Raw genomic sequence first — 18,319 nt, 5'->3', positions numbered from 1 at the left:
CCGCCCGCACCCCTTCGCCGCGCCAGGGGGGCACGTCACGTTTGCCGTTCCCGCCGGGGGGCACCCGAGGGGCCAGAGCCCCTGCGGGAATCGAGGTCGTGGTGCCGTCCGACGAGGTGACGCTGCTGGCCGGTCGTTACCGCCTCGACCGCTTGATCGGTTGCGGCGGCATGGCGGACGTGCACCGGGCGTGGGACCTGGAGTTGGCGCGCGCGGTGGCCGTCAAGGTCTTCCGGCCGGGCGACGACCTGACCGCGGGACGCCGGTTCGACAACGAGGCCAGGGTGCTGGCCGGCCTGTCGCACCCCGGGCTGGTGCCCGTCCACGACGCGGGGCAGGACCGGGGCCTGGCGTTCGTCGTGCTGGGGCTGGTCGAGGGCGGGACCCTGCGCGACCGCATGGCGTCCGGCCCGCTCGCACCCGACGAGGTCCGCGCGCTGGGCGCGCGGCTGGCCGAGGCGCTGGCCCACGTGCACGCGTGCGACGTGGTGCACCGCGACGTCAAGCCGTCCAACGTCCTGCTCGACCCCGGTGGCACCGCCTACCTGGCCGATTTCGGCCTGGCCCGCCTCGCCGACGCCACCCGGCTGACCCGCGCCGACCAGATCGTCGGCACGGCCGCCTACCTCGCGCCCGAGCAGGTGCGGGGCGGCCCGATCGGCCCGGCGGCCGACGTCTACGCGCTCGGCCTGGTGCTGCTGGAGTGCCTGACCGGGCAGCGCGAGTACACGGGCGGCGAGGTCGAGGCGGCGGTCGCCCGCCTGCACCGCGAGCCCCACGTGCCCGACGACGTGCCCGGCGACCTGGCCCGGTTGATCCGGCGGATGACCGCGACCGACGCGCGGGACCGGCCGACCGCGGCGGAGTGCGCCGGGGCCCTGGCCGCCGGCGCCGCCGGCTTCGAGGAGGACCCTCGCGAGCAGGGCGCCGCCGACCGGTCCTGGGGCGTGGTGTTCACCGCGGCGGCGCTGCTGGGCGTGATGGGTGTGGTGGGGTTCGCGTGGTCGTCCACGACCGGTGTGCCCGACCCGCCGCCCCGGGTCGCGCCGTCCGGCACGCCGCGACCGGTGGAGCCCGCGGTGGAGCCCGCGGTGGAGCCCGCCGTGGAGACGGTCACGGTGACCGTCCCGGTGCCCACGGAAGCGCGTCCGGTGCAGGCGCCGTCCACGTCGGTCGAGCCCGTCGCCGGGGCTGCGCCGGAGCCCGGGGTCGAGGAGCCCAAGGGCCCCAAGGAGCACAAGCAGCCCGGGGCGCACAAGGACAAGGCCCGTGATCCCCAGTCGGTGGCCGGGTCGAAGCCCAAGCCCTGACGGGCGCTCCGCGGTCAGGCGCCGGTGGTGTCGGTGTCGGACGTGGTGGTGCCGGTGGAGCGGGTGTCGGCCGTGGCGGTGCCGGTGAGGTCGGTGCCGGCCGGGTCGTCGAGGTCGCGGAGTTGTTGCCGGAGGCGTCGGGCGTCGGTGTCGCGGCCCTGTTGCCGGTAGAGCTCCAGCGCCTCCCGCCAGGCCGCGCGGGCCTGGTCGTGCCGGCCGAGGGCGACGAGGGGGTGCCCCAGCCCGTCGAGCGCGTATGCGACCGCGTAGGTGCCGCCGTAGGCGCGTAGCCGGGTGAGGGCCCGCTGGTAGTGGTCGACGGCCCGGTGGTGGCGCCCGCTGAGGTGGTCGACGCCGCCGAGGTTCACCAGGGTGTCCGCCTCGCCGGCGTCGTCGTGGTGGCGGCGTTGCAGGACCAGGGCGGTTTCGCAGTGGTCGCGGGCGGTGTCGTGGAGCCCGAGCCGGGCGGCGATCCACGCCGCCGTGCTGTGCGTGCGCGCCGTCTGCACCGGGTTGTCGAACTCCCGGTGCAGGTCCGATGCGCGGGTGGCGTGCTCCAGGGCGCGCCGGTCGTCCCCGCGCTGCGCCAGGACCAGGGCGAGCGCTCGGAGGGTGTGGGCCCGGTTGACGGGGTCGCCGGCGTTCTCGGCCGTGGTGAGGGACTGCTCCAGGTGCGCCGTGGCCTCCTCGTGCCGCTCCAGGTCGGCGCAGGCGTAGCCGAGGTAGCGCAGGGCGCGGGCCTCGTCGGCGGGGCCGAGGTGCCGGGCGGCGTCCAACCCGGTCCGCAGGACGGCGAGCCGGTCGTGCAGGTGTCCCCGCTGGGACTGGTAGAGGTGGGTGGCCCAGGCCAGGTGCCACGCGGTGCGGTGCCACCCGGCGGTGGCGGCGTGGTGCTGGGCGGCCGGCAGGCACGGGTGCTCGGTGTCGAACCAGCTCACGGCGGCTTCGGCGGTGAGCGGCGCGTGAGCGGCGCGTGCGCGGGCGCCGGGGTCGAGCGGTATGGGCGTGGCGTGGGGGTCCAGCAGGTGGGCGGCGGTGGCCGCGGTGGCGGTGTAGAAGTCGAGCAGCCGCCTCGACGCCTCCGCCCTGACCCGGTCGTCCAGGTCGGAGGCGAGGCCGGCGGCGTAGGCGCGGACGAGGTCGTGCATCCGGTGCCGACCGCCGGGTGCGCGGTCGACCAGCGAGGCCTCGACCAGGGCGCGCAGCACTGAGTGGCACGCCTCCTCGGGCAGCCCGACCAGGCGGGCGGCGGCGGGCAGGCCGATGTCGGGTCCGGGGGCGGCGCCCAGCAGGGCGAAGACCCGGCGTTGCCGACCGGTGAGCCGGCGCAGGGACCAGGACAGCACCGCGGGCAGGCTGGCGGCGGGGTCGTCGGAGTCCAGGGCGCGCAGGCCGAAGGCGCGGAGGTCGGCGACGGCGTCGGCCGGCGGCAGGCGGGGGTCGGCGGCGCGGGCCGTGACCAGTCCCAGCGCCAGCGGCCACCCGCCGCACAGCTCGACCAGCTCGGCGGTGGCGCGTTCGTCGGTGTCGGTGCGGGCCGGGCCGAGGGCGGCGGTCAGCAGGGCGTGGGCCTCGGTTTGGGGGAGCACGTCCAGGCGCAGCGTGTGGGCGCCGTGACGGGCGACGAGCCCGTGCAGGCTGTTGCGGCTGGTCACCAGGACCGCGCAGCCGCCGCCGCCCGGTAGCAGCGGGATGACCTGGTCGGCGGTGGCGGCGTTGTCCAGCACCACCAGCACCCGCCGGTTCGCGACCAGGCTGCGGTACAGGGCCGCGCGCGCGACAGGGCCGGCGGGCCGGCGGTCCCGAGCCACGCCCAGGGCGTCGAGGAACCCCCCGAGCACGTCGACCGGTCGGGCCGGGCGGCCGGACGGGCTGAAGCCGCGCAGGTCGACGAACAGCTGCCCGTCGGGGAACCGGTGCAGGTGCCGGTGGGCCCAGACCAGGGCGAGCCAGGTCTTGCCGACCCCGCCCGCACCGCTGATCGCAGAGAGCGCCACCGCCCCGCCCGCGGCTGGCACCGGTCGTCCGTGACCCGGCGCGGCAGCGGCCAGGGCGCGGTCCAACCCGGCCAGTTCCGCAGCCCGTCCGGCGAACACGGAGGGGAGCGCGGGCAGCTGTCGCGGCACCACCGGCGCGGGTGCTGCCGCGTGCAGGTACACGTCTCCGTGCACCACACCGGCCTGCAACACCCCACCCGCAACGCCGAACGCCGCGTTGCGCACAACAGGACCGGCTCCGCCGGTGGGCGCGCGGTCGGAGTCGTGGTCGTCGGGTCGTTCCGGCTCGGGCGTCACCACCGGAGGGCACCTCCCCGGTCGGGTCGACGGCTGACGGGTCCCAGCGTTCCACCGCACCGGTCGATCGGCCCCCGCGCACGGCCGTCGGCTCACGTTTAGCGCTTAACCGGGGTGCGGCCTGGCACGATCTTCCTACTAGAGGTTCATACCATTGGCAATTGCGGTACGCCGTCATTTCGGCAAGACACTCAACTATTTAAGAGCAGGTGGCACCTGAGGTGCAGCTGGGTGTCCGTCACCTGGAACACCCTGGTCAGGGCGGTCCGGGGAGGTGCTTGACCGGTTAACGGAAATCGGCGTACGGTCCGTCACCTCTGGTCGGGCCGTCGCCCACCAGCGTTCCGCAACGACGCGCACGCCTTTCGAGGAGCGACCATGGGAATGCCCAGGGCGGTGGTCCTCGCCGCCGTGACCTGCCTGATCGCGGCCGGCTGCGGCAGCGGCGGCGGTGAGGAGGTCATCAGCGGGCCCAAGGGCGAGATCACGGTCCTGACCAACCGCACCGACCTCGTGGACACCCGGTTCGCCGAGTACGCGCGGCGGTTCAACGAGGTCCACCCCGGCGTCGAGGTGACCTTCGAGGCCATCACGGACTACGACAACGAGGTCAAGGCCCGGATGAGCACCGACGACTACGGCGACGTGCTGCTCATCCCGAACTCCATCACCTCGCTGAAGGACCTGCCGGACTACTTCGAGCCGCTGGGCGCGGTGTCGGAGCTGGGGGAGAGGTACCGGTTCGTCACCGAGAAGGCGTTCGGGGACGAGGTGTACGGCCTGGCGGTGGCCGGCAACGCGTTCGGCTTCGCGTACAACAGGAAGGTCTGGGCCGACGCGGGCGTGACCACGCCGCCCGGCACGCCCGAGGACTTCCTCGACGCGCTGCGCGCCATCGAGGCGAGGACCGACGCGATCCCGCTCTACACGAACTACCGCAACGGCTGGCCGCTGACCCAGTGGCAGGACGCGTACCCCTCGGTCAGCGGCAGGCCGGGCGTGTCCGCCGAGCTGGCCGCCGACGACGCGCCGTGGACGCCGGGCAAGCCGCAGCACGTCGTCGACTCGCTGCTGTTCGACGCGGTCGCCCTGGGCCTCACCGAGGACGACCCGACCACCACCGACTGGGAATCCTCCAAGAGCATGATCGGCACCGGCGCGATCGCCACCATGATGCTCGGCTCCTGGTCGGTCGCCCAGCTGCGCGCCGCCGCGCCGATCCCCGCCGACATCGGCTACCTGCCCTTCCCCGTGAAGGTCGGCGGCAAGTTCCACTCTGCGGTCGCCGGTGACTACAAGATGGGCATCAGCGTCCACTCGGCGAACAGGGGAGCGGCCCGCGCGTGGCTCGACTGGTTCGTCGACGAGTCCGGCTTCGCCGCCGCGGAGGGCGGCATCCCCCCGCGCAAGGACGGCCCGCGACCGGACACCCTGACCGACCTCACCGCCGCCGGCGTCGAGCTGTTCGAGGTCGACCACGCCCAGGACGCCCTGGTCACCGAGATCGACGACGCCGCCGGGATCGGGCTGTACGAGCAGGAGTACCGGCAAGCCCTGGTCGACGCCGCCCGCGGGGTGGGCGGGAAGGGCGAGCGGGAGGTGTTCGACGACCTGAACGCCCGGTGGGCGAAGGGCAGGTCCCTGGTCACGAAGTGACCCGCGCCCCTCCGGCGCCGGCCGTCCTCTCCCGGCGACCAGCGCCGGTCCTCCCGACCGTGGGAACTCCTGGTTAAGGTCGTGCCATGGGGGATTCACGTCGGATCACGGTGTTCGTCTCGTCGCCGGGTGACGTGGCCGAGGAGCGGGCGCAGTGCGGGCGCGTCGTCGAGGAGCTGAACACGATCCTGGGCGCGTTGGCGCCCGAGCGCGACGTCCGGTTGGAGCTGGTCCGCTGGGAGACGCACACCCACCCGGACCTGGGGGACCACCCGCAGCGCGTGGTGGACGAACAGCTGGGCGCGGACTTCGACGTCTTCGTGGGCATCATGTGGAGCCGCTTCGGCACGCCCACCTGGCTCGCGGGGTCCGGCACCGAGCACGAGTTCCGCGACGCCCACGCGGGGTGGCGGGCCCGGCGGCGGCCCGCGCACGTGTTGTTCTACTTCTGCGAAGCGCCGGTGGACGACCCCGACGACGGCGAGCGGGAGGCGATCCTGGCGTTCCGGCGGGAGCTGGAGCGGATCGGCCTGGTCGGCGTCTACGACGACCGGGCGGCGTTCGCCGACAAGGTGCGCCGTGACCTGGTCCTGGTGCTCGGCAGGATACTGCACGGCCACCGCCGACCGGCCGGCGCGGTGTCGGGGGCGGACCTGGAGATCGCCCGCGCTCGGGTGACCGGACCGGCCGCCGAGTACGACCGGGTGCGCGAGACCACGGCCCCGGGCCCCGACCGCACCAGGCGGCTGGAGGTGGTGGCCTCCACCCTGCGGACGCTGGCGCGGTCGACCTCGCCGCTGCTGCCCGAGCTGGTGGCCTCCGGGTCGGCCGGCACGCGGCTGGCCGCCGTGTGCGCCTTGCAGGCCCTGCCGGACGTCCGGTACCTCGACTGGCTCGCCCGCCGGTTCGACGGGGACCAGCCGTTCATCGCCTACCACGCCGGGATGGCGCTGCTGACCGCGGCGCGTGAGCTGTCCGCCGTCCACCCGCACCGCCTCGCCGGGGCACTGGAACTGGCCGAGGCGCTGGTCGCGAGGTTGTCCCCCACCTCGGACCGGGCGACCGCGGTGCGGGCGGCCCGGGTGGCGTTCGAGGAAGGGCGTTCACCCTGACGGGCGCCTGACCGGGGCGAACCCGGGGGCCGGCCGGTGCCGGGCGGCCCCCGGGACGCGTCAGAACCGCACCGTGGCGCAGCCCAACCGGGGACCCGCGGTGCCCGCCCGCCCCGGCTCGGTGGCCGTCCGCTCGGCGTGCAGCACCACGGAGCCCGCCCGGCGGTCCGCGAACCGCCACGGCACCGAGGCGGCCACCACCGCGCGCCCGCGCGCGTCGGTGGTGAAGTCGAGCCAGATCTCGTTGTCGGGGTTGGCGTAAGCCGGGTCGACCGACGGCTGCACCGGGTCGACCGCGTGCTGGTGGTGGGCGCCCGCGTCGGTGGGCAGGGCGCCGCACGGCCGCTGGTGGGCGTGCGCGCCGTAGGTGCGGTTGGGCACCAGGCCGTAGACGCTGAGCAGGGTCTTGGTCGAGGTCCGGGCGGGCGAGGCGACCACCATCACGGCCGCTCCGGGTGCGATGAGCGCGGTGTCGTAGGTGTAGGCCTTGGTCGCCTGGTCCGGCGGTGCGAAGCGGGCGACCGTCACCGCGACACCCGTTGGCGAGCCGGTGGCGGAGGCCGGGGGCGCGCCGGTCAGGCCGGCCGCGAGCACACCGATGAGCAGGAGCACTGGACGACGTTTCACGCGTCGTTGCCTTTCGGAGGGAGCGGCGGCGTCGGGGCGTCCTCGACGCTAGCACCGGTCGAGTGGTGAAAATCAGGGGTGTTCGGGTGTTCTTCTCGTCCACACTGGACCGGTGCTGCTCACCCTGACCACCACCCACCGCCCGGCGACCGACCTCGGCCACCTGCTGCACAAGCACCCCGACCGGGCGCAGTCGTTCTCCACCTCCTCGGGGACCGCGCACGTGTTCTACCCACGCGCGGACGACGAGGAGTGCACCGTCGCGCTCCTGCTGGAGGTCGACCCGGTCGCCCTGGTCCGCAAGCCCGGCAGCACGCTCACCCAATACGTCAACGACCGGCCCTACGTGGCCGGGTCGCTGTTCACCGTCGCCCTCGGTTCGGTCTTCCGCACCGCCATGAACGGCCGCAGCGACAGCCGGGCGGAGCTGGCCGCCACCCCCATCCCGCTGACCGCGCGCCTCCCGGTCCTGCCCCACCACCTGGTGGAGCGCCTGTTCACGCCGCTGGGCTGGACCGCCGACATCACCCCGATCCCGCTCGACGGCGTCGAGGGGGACTCCCGCTACGCCGACGTCACCCTCACCGGCACGCTCACCCTGTCCGACGCCCTGCGGCACCTCTACGTCCTGCTGCCCGTGCTCGACGGCGGCAAGCACTACTGGGTCGCCGAGGACGAGGTGGACAAGCTGCTGCGGGCGGGGGAGGGGTGGCTCGGCGCGCACCCCGAGCGCGAGCTGATCACCACCCGCTACCTGGCTCGCCGCCGCCCGCTGGTGCAGTCGGCGCTGACCAGGCTGGCCGAGGCGGAGGAGGTCGAGCCGGAGGAGCTGGACAACGCGCTGGACGAACCGGTCCTGGCGGAGCGGCGGGTCTCGCTGGCCGAGCAGCGGCGCGAGGCCGTCGTCGAGCAGCTCAGGGCCGCCGGCGCCCGCCGGGTGCTCGACCTGGGCTGCGGCGGCGGCGCGCTGCTGCGCGCCCTGCTCCGGGAACCGGCGTTCACCGAGGTCCAGGGCGTGGACGTGTCCGCGCAGGCGCTCCAGGTCGCGGCCCGCAGGCTGGACCTGGACCGGATGCCCGACCGGCAGCGCGAACGCCTCGTGCTGCGCCAGTCGTCGCTGACCTACGCCGACCCGGAGCTGGCCGGCTACGACGCGGCCGTGCTGATGGAGGTCGTCGAGCACCTGGACCCGGACCGGTTGCCCGCCCTGGAGCACTCGGTGTTCACCGTCGCCCGCCCGCGCACGGTCCTGGTCACCACGCCGAACGTCGAGTACAACGACCTGTTCGAGGCGCTGCCGCACGGGCAGCACCGGCACGCCGACCACCGCTTCGAGTGGACCCGTGCCGAGTTCCGCGACTGGGCCGCCGGCGTGGCCGGGCGACGCGGCTACACCGTGCGACACCTGCCGATCGGGCCGGAGGACGCCGAGCGCGGCGCGCCGACCCAGCTCGCGGTCTTCACCCTGGGGGACGACAACTGATGGAGCTCAAGATCCCGGACCTGTGCCTGGTCGTGCTGGTCGGCGCGTCCGGCTCCGGCAAGTCCACGTTCGCGCGCAGGCACTTCGCCCCCACGCAGGTGCTGTCCAGCGACTTCTTCCGCGGCCTGGTCGCCGACGACGAGAACGACCAGTCCGCGTCCGGCGCGGCGTTCGAGGCGCTGCACTTCGTGGCCGGCAAGCGCCTGGACGCGGGCCGCACGACCGTCGTGGACGCCACGAACGTGCAGCGCGGCGACCGGGCCCACCTGGTGGAGCTGGCCAAGCGGCACGACGTCCTGCCGGTCGCGATCGTCCTCGACCTGCCGGAGGAGGTGTGCCTGGCGCGCAACGCCGACCGCCCCGACCGCGACTTCGGGCCGCACGTCGTGCGCCGCCACCGGGCCGCGCTGCGCAAGTCGGTCAAGGGGCTGGGCCGCGAGGGCTTCAAGCGCGTGCACGTGCTGCGCTCGCAGCCCGAAGTGGACGAAGCGGTGGTCGTGCGGGAGCGGCTGCTCAACGACCTGCGCCACGAGACCGGCCCGTTCGACGTGATCGGCGACGTGCACGGCTGCCGCGCGGAGCTGGAGGAGCTGCTCGTCGAGCTGGGCTACGCCCTGGTGCGCGACGAGCGGGGCCGCCCGGTCGACGCCGTCCCGCCGGCGGGACGGCGGGCCGCGTTCGTGGGCGACCTGGTCGACCGCGGCCCGGACACCCCCGGCGTGTTGCGCCTGGCCATGGGCATGGTCGAGGCGGGCCACGCGTTCGCGGTGTGCGGCAACCACGAGCAGAAGCTGGTGCGCGCCCTGCGCGGCCGCGACGTGCAGGTCAAGCACGGCCTGGCCGAGTCGCTGGCCCAGCTGGCGGCCGAGCCGGAGGACTTCCGCGACCGGGTCGAGCGGTTCTGCGACGGGCTGGTCGCCCACTACGTGCTCGACGGCGGCGCCCTGGTCATCGCGCACGCCGGCCTGCCCGAGCGCTACCACGGCCGGGCGTCCGGGCGGGTGCGCGGGTTCGCGCTCTACGGCGACACGACCGGTGAGACCGACGAGTACGGCCTGCCGGTGCGCTACCCGTGGGCCGACGACTACCGGGGCCGGGCGACGGTGCTGTACGGGCACACGCCGACGCCGGAGGTCGAGTGGGTCAACAACACCCTGTGCCTGGACACCGGCGTGGTGTTCGGCGGGCGGCTCACCGCGCTGCGGTACCCGGAGCGCGAGGTCGTGTCCGTGCCCGCGCACCGGGTCTGGTACGAGCCGGTGCGCCCGCTGGTCGCGCCCGAGCCGGAGCGGGCCCCGGACGTGCTGGCGCTGACCGACGTCACCGGCCGCCGCACGATCGAGACCGGGCAGCACGGCCGGGTCACCGTGCGGCCGGAGCAGGCCGCGTCGGCGCTGGAGGTGATGAGCCGCTTCGCCGTCGACCCGCACGAGCTGCTGTACCTGCCGCCGACGATGGCCCCGACGGCGACCTCCGCGCGCCCGGACGTGCTGGAGCACCCCGAGGACGCCTTCGCCGAGTACCGCGACGCGGGCGTGCGCGAGGTGATCTGCGAGGAGAAGCACATGGGGTCGCGGGCGGTGCTGCACGTCCGCCGCGAGTCCGGCGGCGTGGTGCACACGCGCACCGGTCGCGCGTTCTTCGACGCGCCGCTGGGCGACGAGCTGGTGGCGGTGGTCCGCGAGGAGGTGACCCGGGCCGGCCTGTGGGAGGAGCTCGACACCGACTGGCTGCTGATCGACGCCGAGCTGATGCCGTGGAACGCCAAGGCGGCGGGCCTGATCCGGGACCAGTACGCCCCGGTCGGCGCGGCGGCGACCGGCGGGCTGTCGGCCGCGGCGGACGAGCTGGCGCGGGCGCGCGGGCGCGGCGTCGACGTGGCCGACCTGCTCGACCGCACCGCGCGGCGGCTGGCCAACGCGACCGGCTACCGCGACGCCTACCTGCGGTACTGCGCGCCCACCGACGGGCTCGCGGGCGTGACCATCGCGCCGTTCCAGCTGCTCGCCGCGCGCGGGCGGACCTTCCACGACCGGGACCACCTCTGGCACCTGGACGTGCTCTCGCGCCTGGGCGGCCCGTTCCGGCCGACCCGGCGCCTGGTGGTCGACACGACCGACGAGGAGCAGGTCGCGGCGGGCGTCCGCTGGTGGGAGGAGCTGACCGCGGCCGGCGGCGAGGGCGTGGTGGTCAAGCCGCTGGCCAACCTGGTGCGCGGTCGGCGCGGCCTGGTGCAGCCGGGCGTGAAGGTGCGGGGCCGCGAGTACCTGCGCATCATCTACGGCCCGGACTACACCGAGCCGCGGAACCTGGAACGGCTGCGCAAGCGCGGGCTCGGCGCGAAGCGGTCGCTGGCGCTGCGCGAGTACGCGCTGGGGCTGGAGGCGCTGGAGCGCGCGGCCAAGGGCGAGCCGTTGTGGCGCGTGCACGAGTGCGTGTTCGCCGTGCTCGCGCTGGAGTCCGAGCCGGTGGACCCGAGGCTTTGACGGCCCGGAACCCCCACCCGGCTCGGGGTGGGGGCTCCGGGCCCGGCTCGGTGATCACCCGGATACGGCGGTGCGGTGCGCTCCCTAGCGTCGTCCCATGCCAAGAAAACGATCGATCACCCGCCGGTTCGGCGCGCTGGCCGGCGCGGTGGTGGCCGGTGCGGTGGTGGCCGCGGTCCCGGCGACCGCGGCCACCGCGCCACCCCGGTCCGACCTGCCGGCGCCGACCGGCCCGCACGCGGTCGGCGTCACCGAGCTGCACCTCGTGGACCACGCGCGCCGGGACCCGTGGGTGCCCGGCGTGGTGCGGGAGCTGATGGTCACCGTCCGGTACCCGGCGAAGCGCGGTGGCGCGCCCGCGCCGTTCCTGACTCCCGCCGCCGCGGAGGTGGTGGCCGAGGCGGACGGGGCCCGGCTCGGCGTCGACGCGGACCTGGTCGACTACGGCTTCGCCACCCACTCGGTCGCGGGCGCCGACGTGGTGGGAGCCCGGTGGCCCGTCGTCCTCTACTCGCCGGGACGGGGTGAGTCGCGGGCCTTCGGCACCGCGCTGACCGAGCAGCTGGCCGCCGAGGGGTACATGGTGGTGGCCCTCGACCACACGCACGAGCCCCCGGCGGTGGAGTTCCCCGGCGGCAGGGTGGCGCGGCGCGCGTTGCCGCCGTCGAGCCCCGAGGTGCTCAGGGAGATGATCGCGACCAGGGTGGGGGACACCCGTTTCGTCCTCGACCGGCTGGAGGTGCTGGCCGCGGGCGGGAACCCCGACGCGGAGCGGCGGCGGCTGCCGCGCGGCCTCGGCCGGGCCCTGGACCTGTCCCGGGTCGGGGTGTTCGGCCACTCGGGCGGCGGGTTCACCGCGGGGGAGGCCGTGCTGGCGGACCGGCGCGTCGACGCGGGCGCGAACCTCGATGGCAGCATGGCCTACGCGCAGTCGACCGGCGACTTCGGCCGGGTCGCCCGGGAAGGCCTGGACCGGCCGTTCCTGCTGATGAGCGCCGGTGACCACAGCGCGGCGTCCGACCCGTCCTGGCAGGAGTTCCTGGCCAACCACCGGGGCTGGGTGCGGCGGCTGCACCTGCCGGCGGGCGAGCACTTCAGCTACACCGACCACCAGGTGCTGCTGTCGCGACCGGGCCTGGACCCGGCCGTGCCCGAAGCCGCCATCGGCACCGTGGACCCCGGTCGGAGCGTCGCCGCGCAGCGCGCGTACGTGACCGCCTTCTTCGACCTGCACCTGGGGCACCGGCCCCAGCGGCTGTTCGACGGGCCGTCCGACCGGTACCCCGAGGTGGAGTTCCACTAGGCGCTGGTCGCGCCGGTGCTCGTCGCCGCCGCACCGGCTCCACCCGCCGGCGCCCGCGTCACACCGCCCGCCCGGCGGCGGCGAGCCGCCGCCGGGCGCGCACGGCGCGGACCACCGGGTGCACGAGCACGACCAGCAGCGACAGCACCGGGGTGGACCGGCCCAGGACCAGGTGGCCCAACGCGTAGTCGAGCGCGGGCACGGCCAGGCACGCCGCGAACGCCCACGGTGGCGCGGTGCGCGGCTTCGGCCCGGTGGCCCACGGCGTCCGCCCGAACGGCTTGGCCACCGACAGCCACACCTGGCACGCCAGCGCCGAGAACATGAGCAGCGACCCGACGCGCAGCAGCGCCGTCGAGCCGCCCGGGTGCAGGTTCGGGCTGAGCACGAAGATGCCCGCGTACAGCTGGGTGATCGTGACGACGACCTTCACGGCGACCCACCAGTGCCGGAAGTAGCCCCACGGCGTGAGCCCCGACAGCAGCAGCCCGCTGAACGCCGACGCGCCCGCCATGGCCTGGAGCACCTCGACGTCGAGCAGCAGCGCCACCTCGAACGCCCACACGCGCCCAACCAGCGCGTAGTTCACCACCACGAACAGCGCCAGCGCCATGAACATCCACCCGGTGGACGTCATGACGTGCAACCACACCAGCAGCTTCCGGCTCATCGTCGACCCCCACTAGTAGCCGCACTACATATAGCACGGCTACTAGTGGGGTGGCGCTCAGACCCGGCAGGGGCTGCCGCCGGGCTCACCCGGCAGCGCCTCGACGTTCGCCCTGGCCTCGCCCAGCACCACGTCGGTCAGCGGCGTGTCCAGCACCAGCGCCTGCTGCGTCACGCTGGTCGCCGTCGTGGTCGTGCTGTTGAGCCGCAGCGACCCGATCACCAGCGGGATGGTCAGCGGTGCGCTGCCGACCGCCACGTTCACCCCGTTGATCCGCAGGCTCGCGATCTGCGACGAGCCGGCGAACACCGGGTTGAGCGACGCGTCGCAGGTCACCGAGGCGTTCGCCTGGATCACGCCCACTTCGACGTTGACCAGCAGCGCGGTGATGCGGGTGTGCTCGACCCGGGCCGTGGACACCGCGCCGTCACCGGGTGCGGGTGGCAGCGCGAGCAGGTCGTCCGGTGTCTGGTCCGTGCGCGCGGTCAACGCGCCGGCCTGCACGTTGAGGATGCCCGCGGGCAGGTTCACGTTCGCCACCTGCGCGAAGTCGTCCACGCACGGCACGTCCGGCGGGTTGGCCCGGGCGAGGATCACGCCGGCCAGGTTCAGCGCCGTGGCCTGGCAGGAGAACACGCCGGTCCGCTCGGAGGTCGTGATCCGCACGTCCGACAGCACCGGGCTCGTGCCGGACGGCGCCGCGGTCAGCGTCGCCCGCACCTCGATGTACCTGCCGACCAGCGCGAACTCCGTCCCGTTGGAGACCGGTGCGAACGCCTCGCCCGCCAGGCCCGCCTCGGTGTCCGAGGCCCGCGCCTCGAAGGTGATCGAGGTGCCCGGCGGCACGCTGCCCTGCGGTTCGGTGTTCCAGGTGACCGTGCCCCAGGTCTGGCCCGCGACACCGCCGTCCTGCACCACCGACCAGGTGCCGACGGGCGCGGTGATCTCGCCCAGCACCGACCCGGTCATGTCGCTGTAGTTGTACGGACCGGCCCCGGCGCCGAGGTCCACGGTCAGGTCGACCGCGCCGACCGGGAAACCGCCGCCGCCGATCGGACCCGCGTCCGGGTCGATCCGCTGGGCGTTGTTGGAGTTGATGTTGGCGACCCACACCTTGCCGTTGGTGTCCACGGCGACGCCGGTGGGCCCGTCGCCGCCGGGCAGGGTCACGTTGCCGACGTAGGTGCCGTCGGTGCGCAGGTGGCCGACCGTGGTCGTGCCCGCGTCGAGCGAGTGGGCGACCCACACGTTGCCGTCGTTGTCGACCGCGACGCCCTGCGAGCGCGCGTTGCCGTGCGGGAAGGTGCCGAGGATGTTGCCCGCCGGATCGAGCTTGACCACGACGCCGCCGTTGACGCTGGTGTGCCAGATCTCGCCGGTCCGCGGGTCCATGCCCAGGCCGTAGTCGCCGTGGGCGGTGTTCAGGCACGCGCCCGTGCCGGCGCCCGGCTCGTAGCGCAGGAGGTTGGCGCCGTACCGGGCGGACCACAGCGTGCCCGCCTGGTCGACCAGGCCGCCGTAGCCGCCGCAGCCGAAGCTGACCGGCGTGCTCAGCGGCGACCCGTCCACGCCGGAGATCTTCTGGTGCTGGGTGTTCGAGCCGCCGGTCCACAGGTCGTTGTTGGCGTCCACGGCGACCGTGCGGGTGTTGGTGCCCGCGACCCGGCTGTAGGTGATCAGGCACTCGTCGGCGGCGGTCTCGACGCCGCCGTCGTCGTCGACGCCGCCCGTGTTGACCCACGGCCGGATGTCGCCCAGGCCGCGCGAGGTCGCGAACAGGCCGTCACCGTCGCGGTCCTGGCAGGTGTTGTAGGCGAACGGGCCCTGGAGGTAGTCGCCGGCGGGGTCGGGCGTGCCGCCGGAGTCGACCCGCGTGCCGCCCCGGATCACGCCGACCCGGGTGACCGAGCCCTGGCCGCCGCCGGCCTCGTTGCGGTTGGACAGCCAGGTGTTGCCCAGCTTGTCCACGGTGGTGCGGGAGGGGTTGCGACCGCGGCCGTCCGGCGCGGACAGCCACTCGCCGATGATCTCGCCGGTGTCCACGTCGATGCGGATCATCGTGCCGCGCGCGGAGGCGGCGACGTTGACGTAGGGGAAGAACACGCTCTGCCGGTTGAGCTGGAGCTGGTCGTCGTTCGGCGAGTCGTGGTTGACGTCCTGGAGCACGCCCTGCTCGAAGTCGACGTCCAGCGTGTAGAGCACGTCTTCGCCGGTCACCGGGGCGGCGACCGCCGTCGCGGACAGGCAGACGGGGAGCAGGAGCGCCCCGACGGCCGCGATCGCGACTCGTCTTCGGGGGTGGCGCATGGGATCTGCCCTTCTGTGGTGGGAGCTGGATCGGGCATTTCCGTCACGTGACACCCGCGTGTCGACCGCGCTCCGAAGGGCGTTACCGCAGGTCAAAAGGTGAGTAGCCGGGTCGGCAAAAGTAGGGGTGGACGTTCACCCCCTTCCGCGAGGGCCTCCTCCCAACGGCCCTGCGAAGCGCTCCGCACGGTCACCGCCGACGCCCGTCCGCTGCGGCGAACGGTCCAGCTCGCAGGGCTGATAGGGGGGAACCCTCTTCACGGACGTCGCAATTCGGCGGGTTCGCGGAGTTCGTCATCGGAAAGGGCGGAATCGGCCGGGACGCGCAGTTCGCGCCCGCCGATCGGCTGACCGTTCACCGTGGTGGCCCAACCGGTGGGTGCATCGGTGAAGAAAGCAAATCCCGGTGATCCGGCGAAATGGTCGTGACCCGGCGCCGTCGAACGGCCCGCGCCCGGCTCGTTCGGCACCACGCAGTCCCGCGTGGCCGCGCCCAGGCCGGCGCGCCGCGCGCCGGTGGCCGCCTGTCGGGGCCGGGCATTCTCGCGCTCGTCCCGACGAAGGAGAGCGTCGGGCGCCGGAATACTCCTCGCGGGGAATTCGGGAGAGCGTGGCCGGCCAATCCTGCGGCCCGTGCCGATCGTGCCCCGATCAATTCACCGCGGAGGACCACGTCACCGGAGAAAAGTGACGGCAAAAAGGGGAGCGCCCTCCCCGGGAACAGCGGAGGGGCCCGCCGGAGCGGGCCCCTCCCTGGTCTTCCGGCGCCGGGGCGCCGAGGTCACCGGCGCGGGAACAGGTCCCGGTAGGCGCCCTGCGTCTGCACGTTCAGCTCGCCGACGCGGATGAACTTCGCCGTCACGGTCCGCGGGTCGCGGAGGTCAAGGACGTCGAGGCCCTTGGCCATGTCGGACGAGAAGATGTGGCCGTTGTAGTAGTAGGCCGACCACGTGCCGCCGCCCGCGCCGTTGGGCAGCGGACCGCGCTCGAACCAGGCGATCTCCCTGGGGTTGCGGGTGTCGGTGAAGTCGAACACCGAGATGCCGCCCTGGTACCAGGACTGCACCATGATGTCCCGACCCTGCACCGGGATCAGGGAACCGTTGTGCGCCACGCAGTTCTCGGTCTCCGCCTGGTGCCGCGGGATCTTGTAGTACGAGCGGAACTCCAGCTTGCGGCCGTCGCCGCGGCCGGTGATGTCGTACAGGCCGTTCGCGCCGCGCGTCGGGGCGATGGACGCCTTGCAGGTCGGCGCGCCGCCGCCGCCCAGCTCGTCGGTGAAGATCACCTTCGTGCCGGCGTTGTTGAAGGTGGCCGAGTGCCAGAACGCGAAGTTCACGTCGTCCTGCACGCGGTTGATCTCGCGCGGGTTCTCGCGGTCGGAGATGTTCCACAGCACGCCGTCACCCATGCAGGCGCCCGCCGCCAGGTCCTTCGACGGGTACACGGTGATGTCGTGGCAGCCCGAGGTGGCGCGCACGTAGCCGGTCTCGACCGTGCCGTCCCGGCCGGGGTTGCCGCCGTCCGGGAACATGACCTTCTCCGAGAGCAGGGACGCCTCGGTCGGCTTCTTCAGCGGCACCTTGACGATGGAGATCAGGTCGTGCGGCGGCTGGCAGTCGGGGAACTCGGCGTTGGGGCCGTACGAGGAGACGTACAGGTAGGCGTTCTTGCCGCGCTTGTCCGGCACCAGGGTGTGGGTGTGCGAGCCGCACTTGGTCTCGACGGCCTTGATGTAGCGCGGGTTGCGCTTGTCGCTGATGTCGAAGATCTTGATGCCCTCCCACGCGGCCTTGTTGCTCGCCGGGAGGGGGGTGCTGGTGCACGAGTCGTCGCTGCGAGACGAGTCGGTGGACAGGAACAGCAGGTCGTCCTTGACCGAGATGTCGTTCTGCGAACCCGGGCACAGCACCGCGCTGGCCACCTTCGGCTTGCGCGGGTTGCTGATGTCGTAGACGACGAAGCCGTCGTAGTTGCCGGCGAACGCGTAGTTGCCCTGGAAGGCCAGGTCGGACCACGTGGACGAGGTGGTGAACGGCGCCGGCTTCGGCAGGTTCGCGATCAGCTTGAGGTTGCGCGTGTTGCGGATTTCGTCGACGCCGGGGATGCCGCTGTCCGGCTGCTCCTGGCTCGACAGCTGCGCCTCCGAGAGGCCCGCCAGCTCGGCGTCCTCGGGGGCCGCGGTCGCTTGCGGGCCCAGGGCGAGCCCCGACAGGCTCAGCGCGAAGGCCCCCAAGACCGCGATCGGCGCTCGGCGGCGGCGTCTGGTCGACTCGCGTGGTTCCACTTCAGCTTCCCCTTCCAACCCAGTGCAGGGATCCGCAAATAGTGCCTGTTCGCAACGCTAAGTACCAGACCCGTTCGTCGGGAATTCTCGCCTTTTCACCCCGTGGACCACCGGGTAGGTTGGGGCGACCGGCGTAGTGGGGAGTTGTGGATGCGGGTCCTGGTCATCGCGGTGCTGGCGGCCGTCCTGGCGGGCTGCACGTCCGGCGCCGAGGATCAACCACCCATCATCGCACCCCAGGGGCCTGGTGAACAGGCGCGGACGCTCTCGCCCGACGACGTCGGCACCGACCGGTGGGTCGCGCCCAGCGAGGCCGACGTGACCTACGTGGCGAAGATGATCGGGCACCACCGGCAGGCGCTGGAGATGTCCGCGCTGGCGGCCGACCGCGCCGCCGACGAGACCGTGAAGGGCCTGGCCTCGCGCATCCACGACAGCCAGGGCCCGGAGATCGACGGCATGGAGCAGTGGCAGCGGGACCACGCCGAGAACGCGGCCACCCACGGGCACGGCGGCGAGGCCCCGGAGGTCGACCACGCGTCCATGCCCGGCATGGCCTCGCCCACCGACCTGGCCGCGCTGGAGGCGGCCCGCGGCGCCGACTTCGACCGCCTCTACCTGCGGCTGATGATCGCCCACCACGAGGGCGCCATCAAGATGGCCGTCGAGCTGCTGTCCTCGGGCTCCGACGTGCGGGTCGAGGAGATGGCCAACGACGTGGTCGTCACCCAGACGGATGAAATCGAGCGCATGAAGGCCCTCCTGCCCACCTGACCCCGAGCCC

Annotated in this window: 13 protein-coding genes; 7 read left to right on the top strand and 6 right to left on the bottom strand. The window is 73.7% G+C overall.

The window, feature by feature from the left end; translation table 11 throughout:
• Positions 1 to 98: 98 nt before the first annotated feature.
• Entirely contained in the window at positions 99 to 1,310 is a 1,212-nt protein-coding gene (locus ABD223_RS33440) for a serine/threonine-protein kinase (RefSeq protein WP_344040719.1), read from the top strand.
• 14 nt (positions 1,311 to 1,324) lie between these two features.
• Here ABD223_RS33440 and ABD223_RS33435 read toward each other — a convergent pair whose 3' ends face one another.
• Positions 1,325 to 3,607, bottom strand: a complete 2,283-nt coding sequence (locus ABD223_RS33435) for an ATP-binding protein (protein ID WP_344040718.1) — start codon at positions 3,605 to 3,607, stop codon at positions 1,325 to 1,327.
• Between the two features lie 375 nt (positions 3,608 to 3,982).
• On the opposite strand from ABD223_RS33435, the gene ABD223_RS33430 reads away from it, so the two are divergent.
• Together ABD223_RS33430 and ABD223_RS33425 are read left to right on the top strand one after the other, a co-directional pair.
• Positions 3,983 to 5,260: an ABC transporter substrate-binding protein gene (locus ABD223_RS33430; RefSeq protein ID WP_344040717.1), complete on the top strand. Its 1,278-nt coding sequence runs from the start codon at positions 3,983 to 3,985 to the stop codon at positions 5,258 to 5,260.
• A gap of 86 nt (positions 5,261 to 5,346) precedes the next feature.
• Entirely contained in the window at positions 5,347 to 6,372 is a 1,026-nt protein-coding gene (locus ABD223_RS33425; protein WP_344040716.1) for a hypothetical protein, read from the top strand.
• Between the two features lie 60 nt (positions 6,373 to 6,432).
• Here the strand turns inward: ABD223_RS33425 and ABD223_RS33420 are convergent, their stop codons facing one another.
• Positions 6,433 to 6,984 (bottom strand): superoxide dismutase, encoded by a 552-nt coding sequence (locus ABD223_RS33420; RefSeq protein WP_344040715.1) that lies wholly within the window; start codon positions 6,982 to 6,984, stop codon positions 6,433 to 6,435.
• A 127-nt stretch (positions 6,985 to 7,111) separates the two neighbouring features.
• Between ABD223_RS33420 and ABD223_RS33415 the strand changes: the two genes are divergently transcribed.
• The 3 genes from ABD223_RS33415 (at position 7,112) to ABD223_RS33405 (ending at position 12,271) form a co-directional block, all read left to right on the top strand.
• Positions 7,112 to 8,482, top strand: coding sequence for a 3' terminal RNA ribose 2'-O-methyltransferase Hen1 (locus ABD223_RS33415; protein ID WP_344040714.1), 1,371 nt, complete (start codon positions 7,112 to 7,114; stop codon positions 8,480 to 8,482).
• Positions 8,482 to 10,968, top strand: coding sequence for a polynucleotide kinase-phosphatase (locus tag ABD223_RS33410; protein ID WP_344040713.1), 2,487 nt, complete (start codon positions 8,482 to 8,484; stop codon positions 10,966 to 10,968). Before ABD223_RS33415 ends, ABD223_RS33410 begins: the two co-directional genes overlap by 1 nt.
• 97 nt (positions 10,969 to 11,065) lie before the next feature.
• On the top strand, positions 11,066 to 12,271 hold the full coding sequence (locus ABD223_RS33405; protein WP_344040712.1) for an alpha/beta hydrolase family protein: 1,206 nt from the start codon (positions 11,066 to 11,068) through the stop codon (positions 12,269 to 12,271).
• A 58-nt stretch (positions 12,272 to 12,329) separates the two neighbouring features.
• Here ABD223_RS33405 and ABD223_RS33400 read toward each other — a convergent pair whose 3' ends face one another.
• The 4 genes from ABD223_RS33400 to ABD223_RS33385 form a co-directional block, all read right to left on the bottom strand.
• Positions 12,330 to 12,941, bottom strand: a complete 612-nt coding sequence (locus ABD223_RS33400; protein ID WP_344040711.1) for a hypothetical protein — start codon at positions 12,939 to 12,941, stop codon at positions 12,330 to 12,332.
• Positions 12,942 to 12,998: 57 nt separating this feature from the next.
• The gene (locus tag ABD223_RS33395; RefSeq protein WP_344040710.1) at positions 12,999 to 15,248 is read right to left on the bottom strand and encodes a choice-of-anchor P family protein; all 2,250 of its coding nucleotides are present in this window, start codon (positions 15,246 to 15,248) and stop codon (positions 12,999 to 13,001) included.
• A 257-nt stretch (positions 15,249 to 15,505) separates the two neighbouring features.
• The gene (locus ABD223_RS33390) at positions 15,506 to 15,721 is read right to left on the bottom strand and encodes a hypothetical protein (RefSeq protein ID WP_344040709.1); all 216 of its coding nucleotides are present in this window, start codon (positions 15,719 to 15,721) and stop codon (positions 15,506 to 15,508) included.
• Between the two features lie 308 nt (positions 15,722 to 16,029).
• Positions 16,030 to 17,484 carry an LVIVD repeat-containing protein gene (locus ABD223_RS33385; protein ID WP_344040708.1) on the bottom strand — a complete coding sequence of 485 codons (1,455 nt, stop codon included), beginning with the start codon at positions 17,482 to 17,484 and terminating at the stop codon, positions 16,030 to 16,032.
• Between the two features lie 201 nt (positions 17,485 to 17,685).
• Here ABD223_RS33385 and ABD223_RS33380 point away from each other — a divergent pair, with 201 nt between their 5' ends.
• Positions 17,686 to 18,309 carry a DUF305 domain-containing protein gene (locus tag ABD223_RS33380; RefSeq protein ID WP_344040707.1) on the top strand — a complete coding sequence of 208 codons (624 nt, stop codon included), beginning with the start codon at positions 17,686 to 17,688 and terminating at the stop codon, positions 18,307 to 18,309.
• The last annotated feature ends 10 nt before the right edge of the window (positions 18,310 to 18,319 follow it).

Origin of the sequence: Saccharothrix xinjiangensis (assembly GCF_039527585.1) — a bacterium.
Classification (GTDB): domain Bacteria; phylum Actinomycetota; class Actinomycetes; order Mycobacteriales; family Pseudonocardiaceae; genus Actinosynnema; species Actinosynnema xinjiangensis.
The sequence above is the reverse complement of the archived record's forward strand: the minus strand, read 5'-3'. Positions and strand labels throughout refer to the sequence as shown.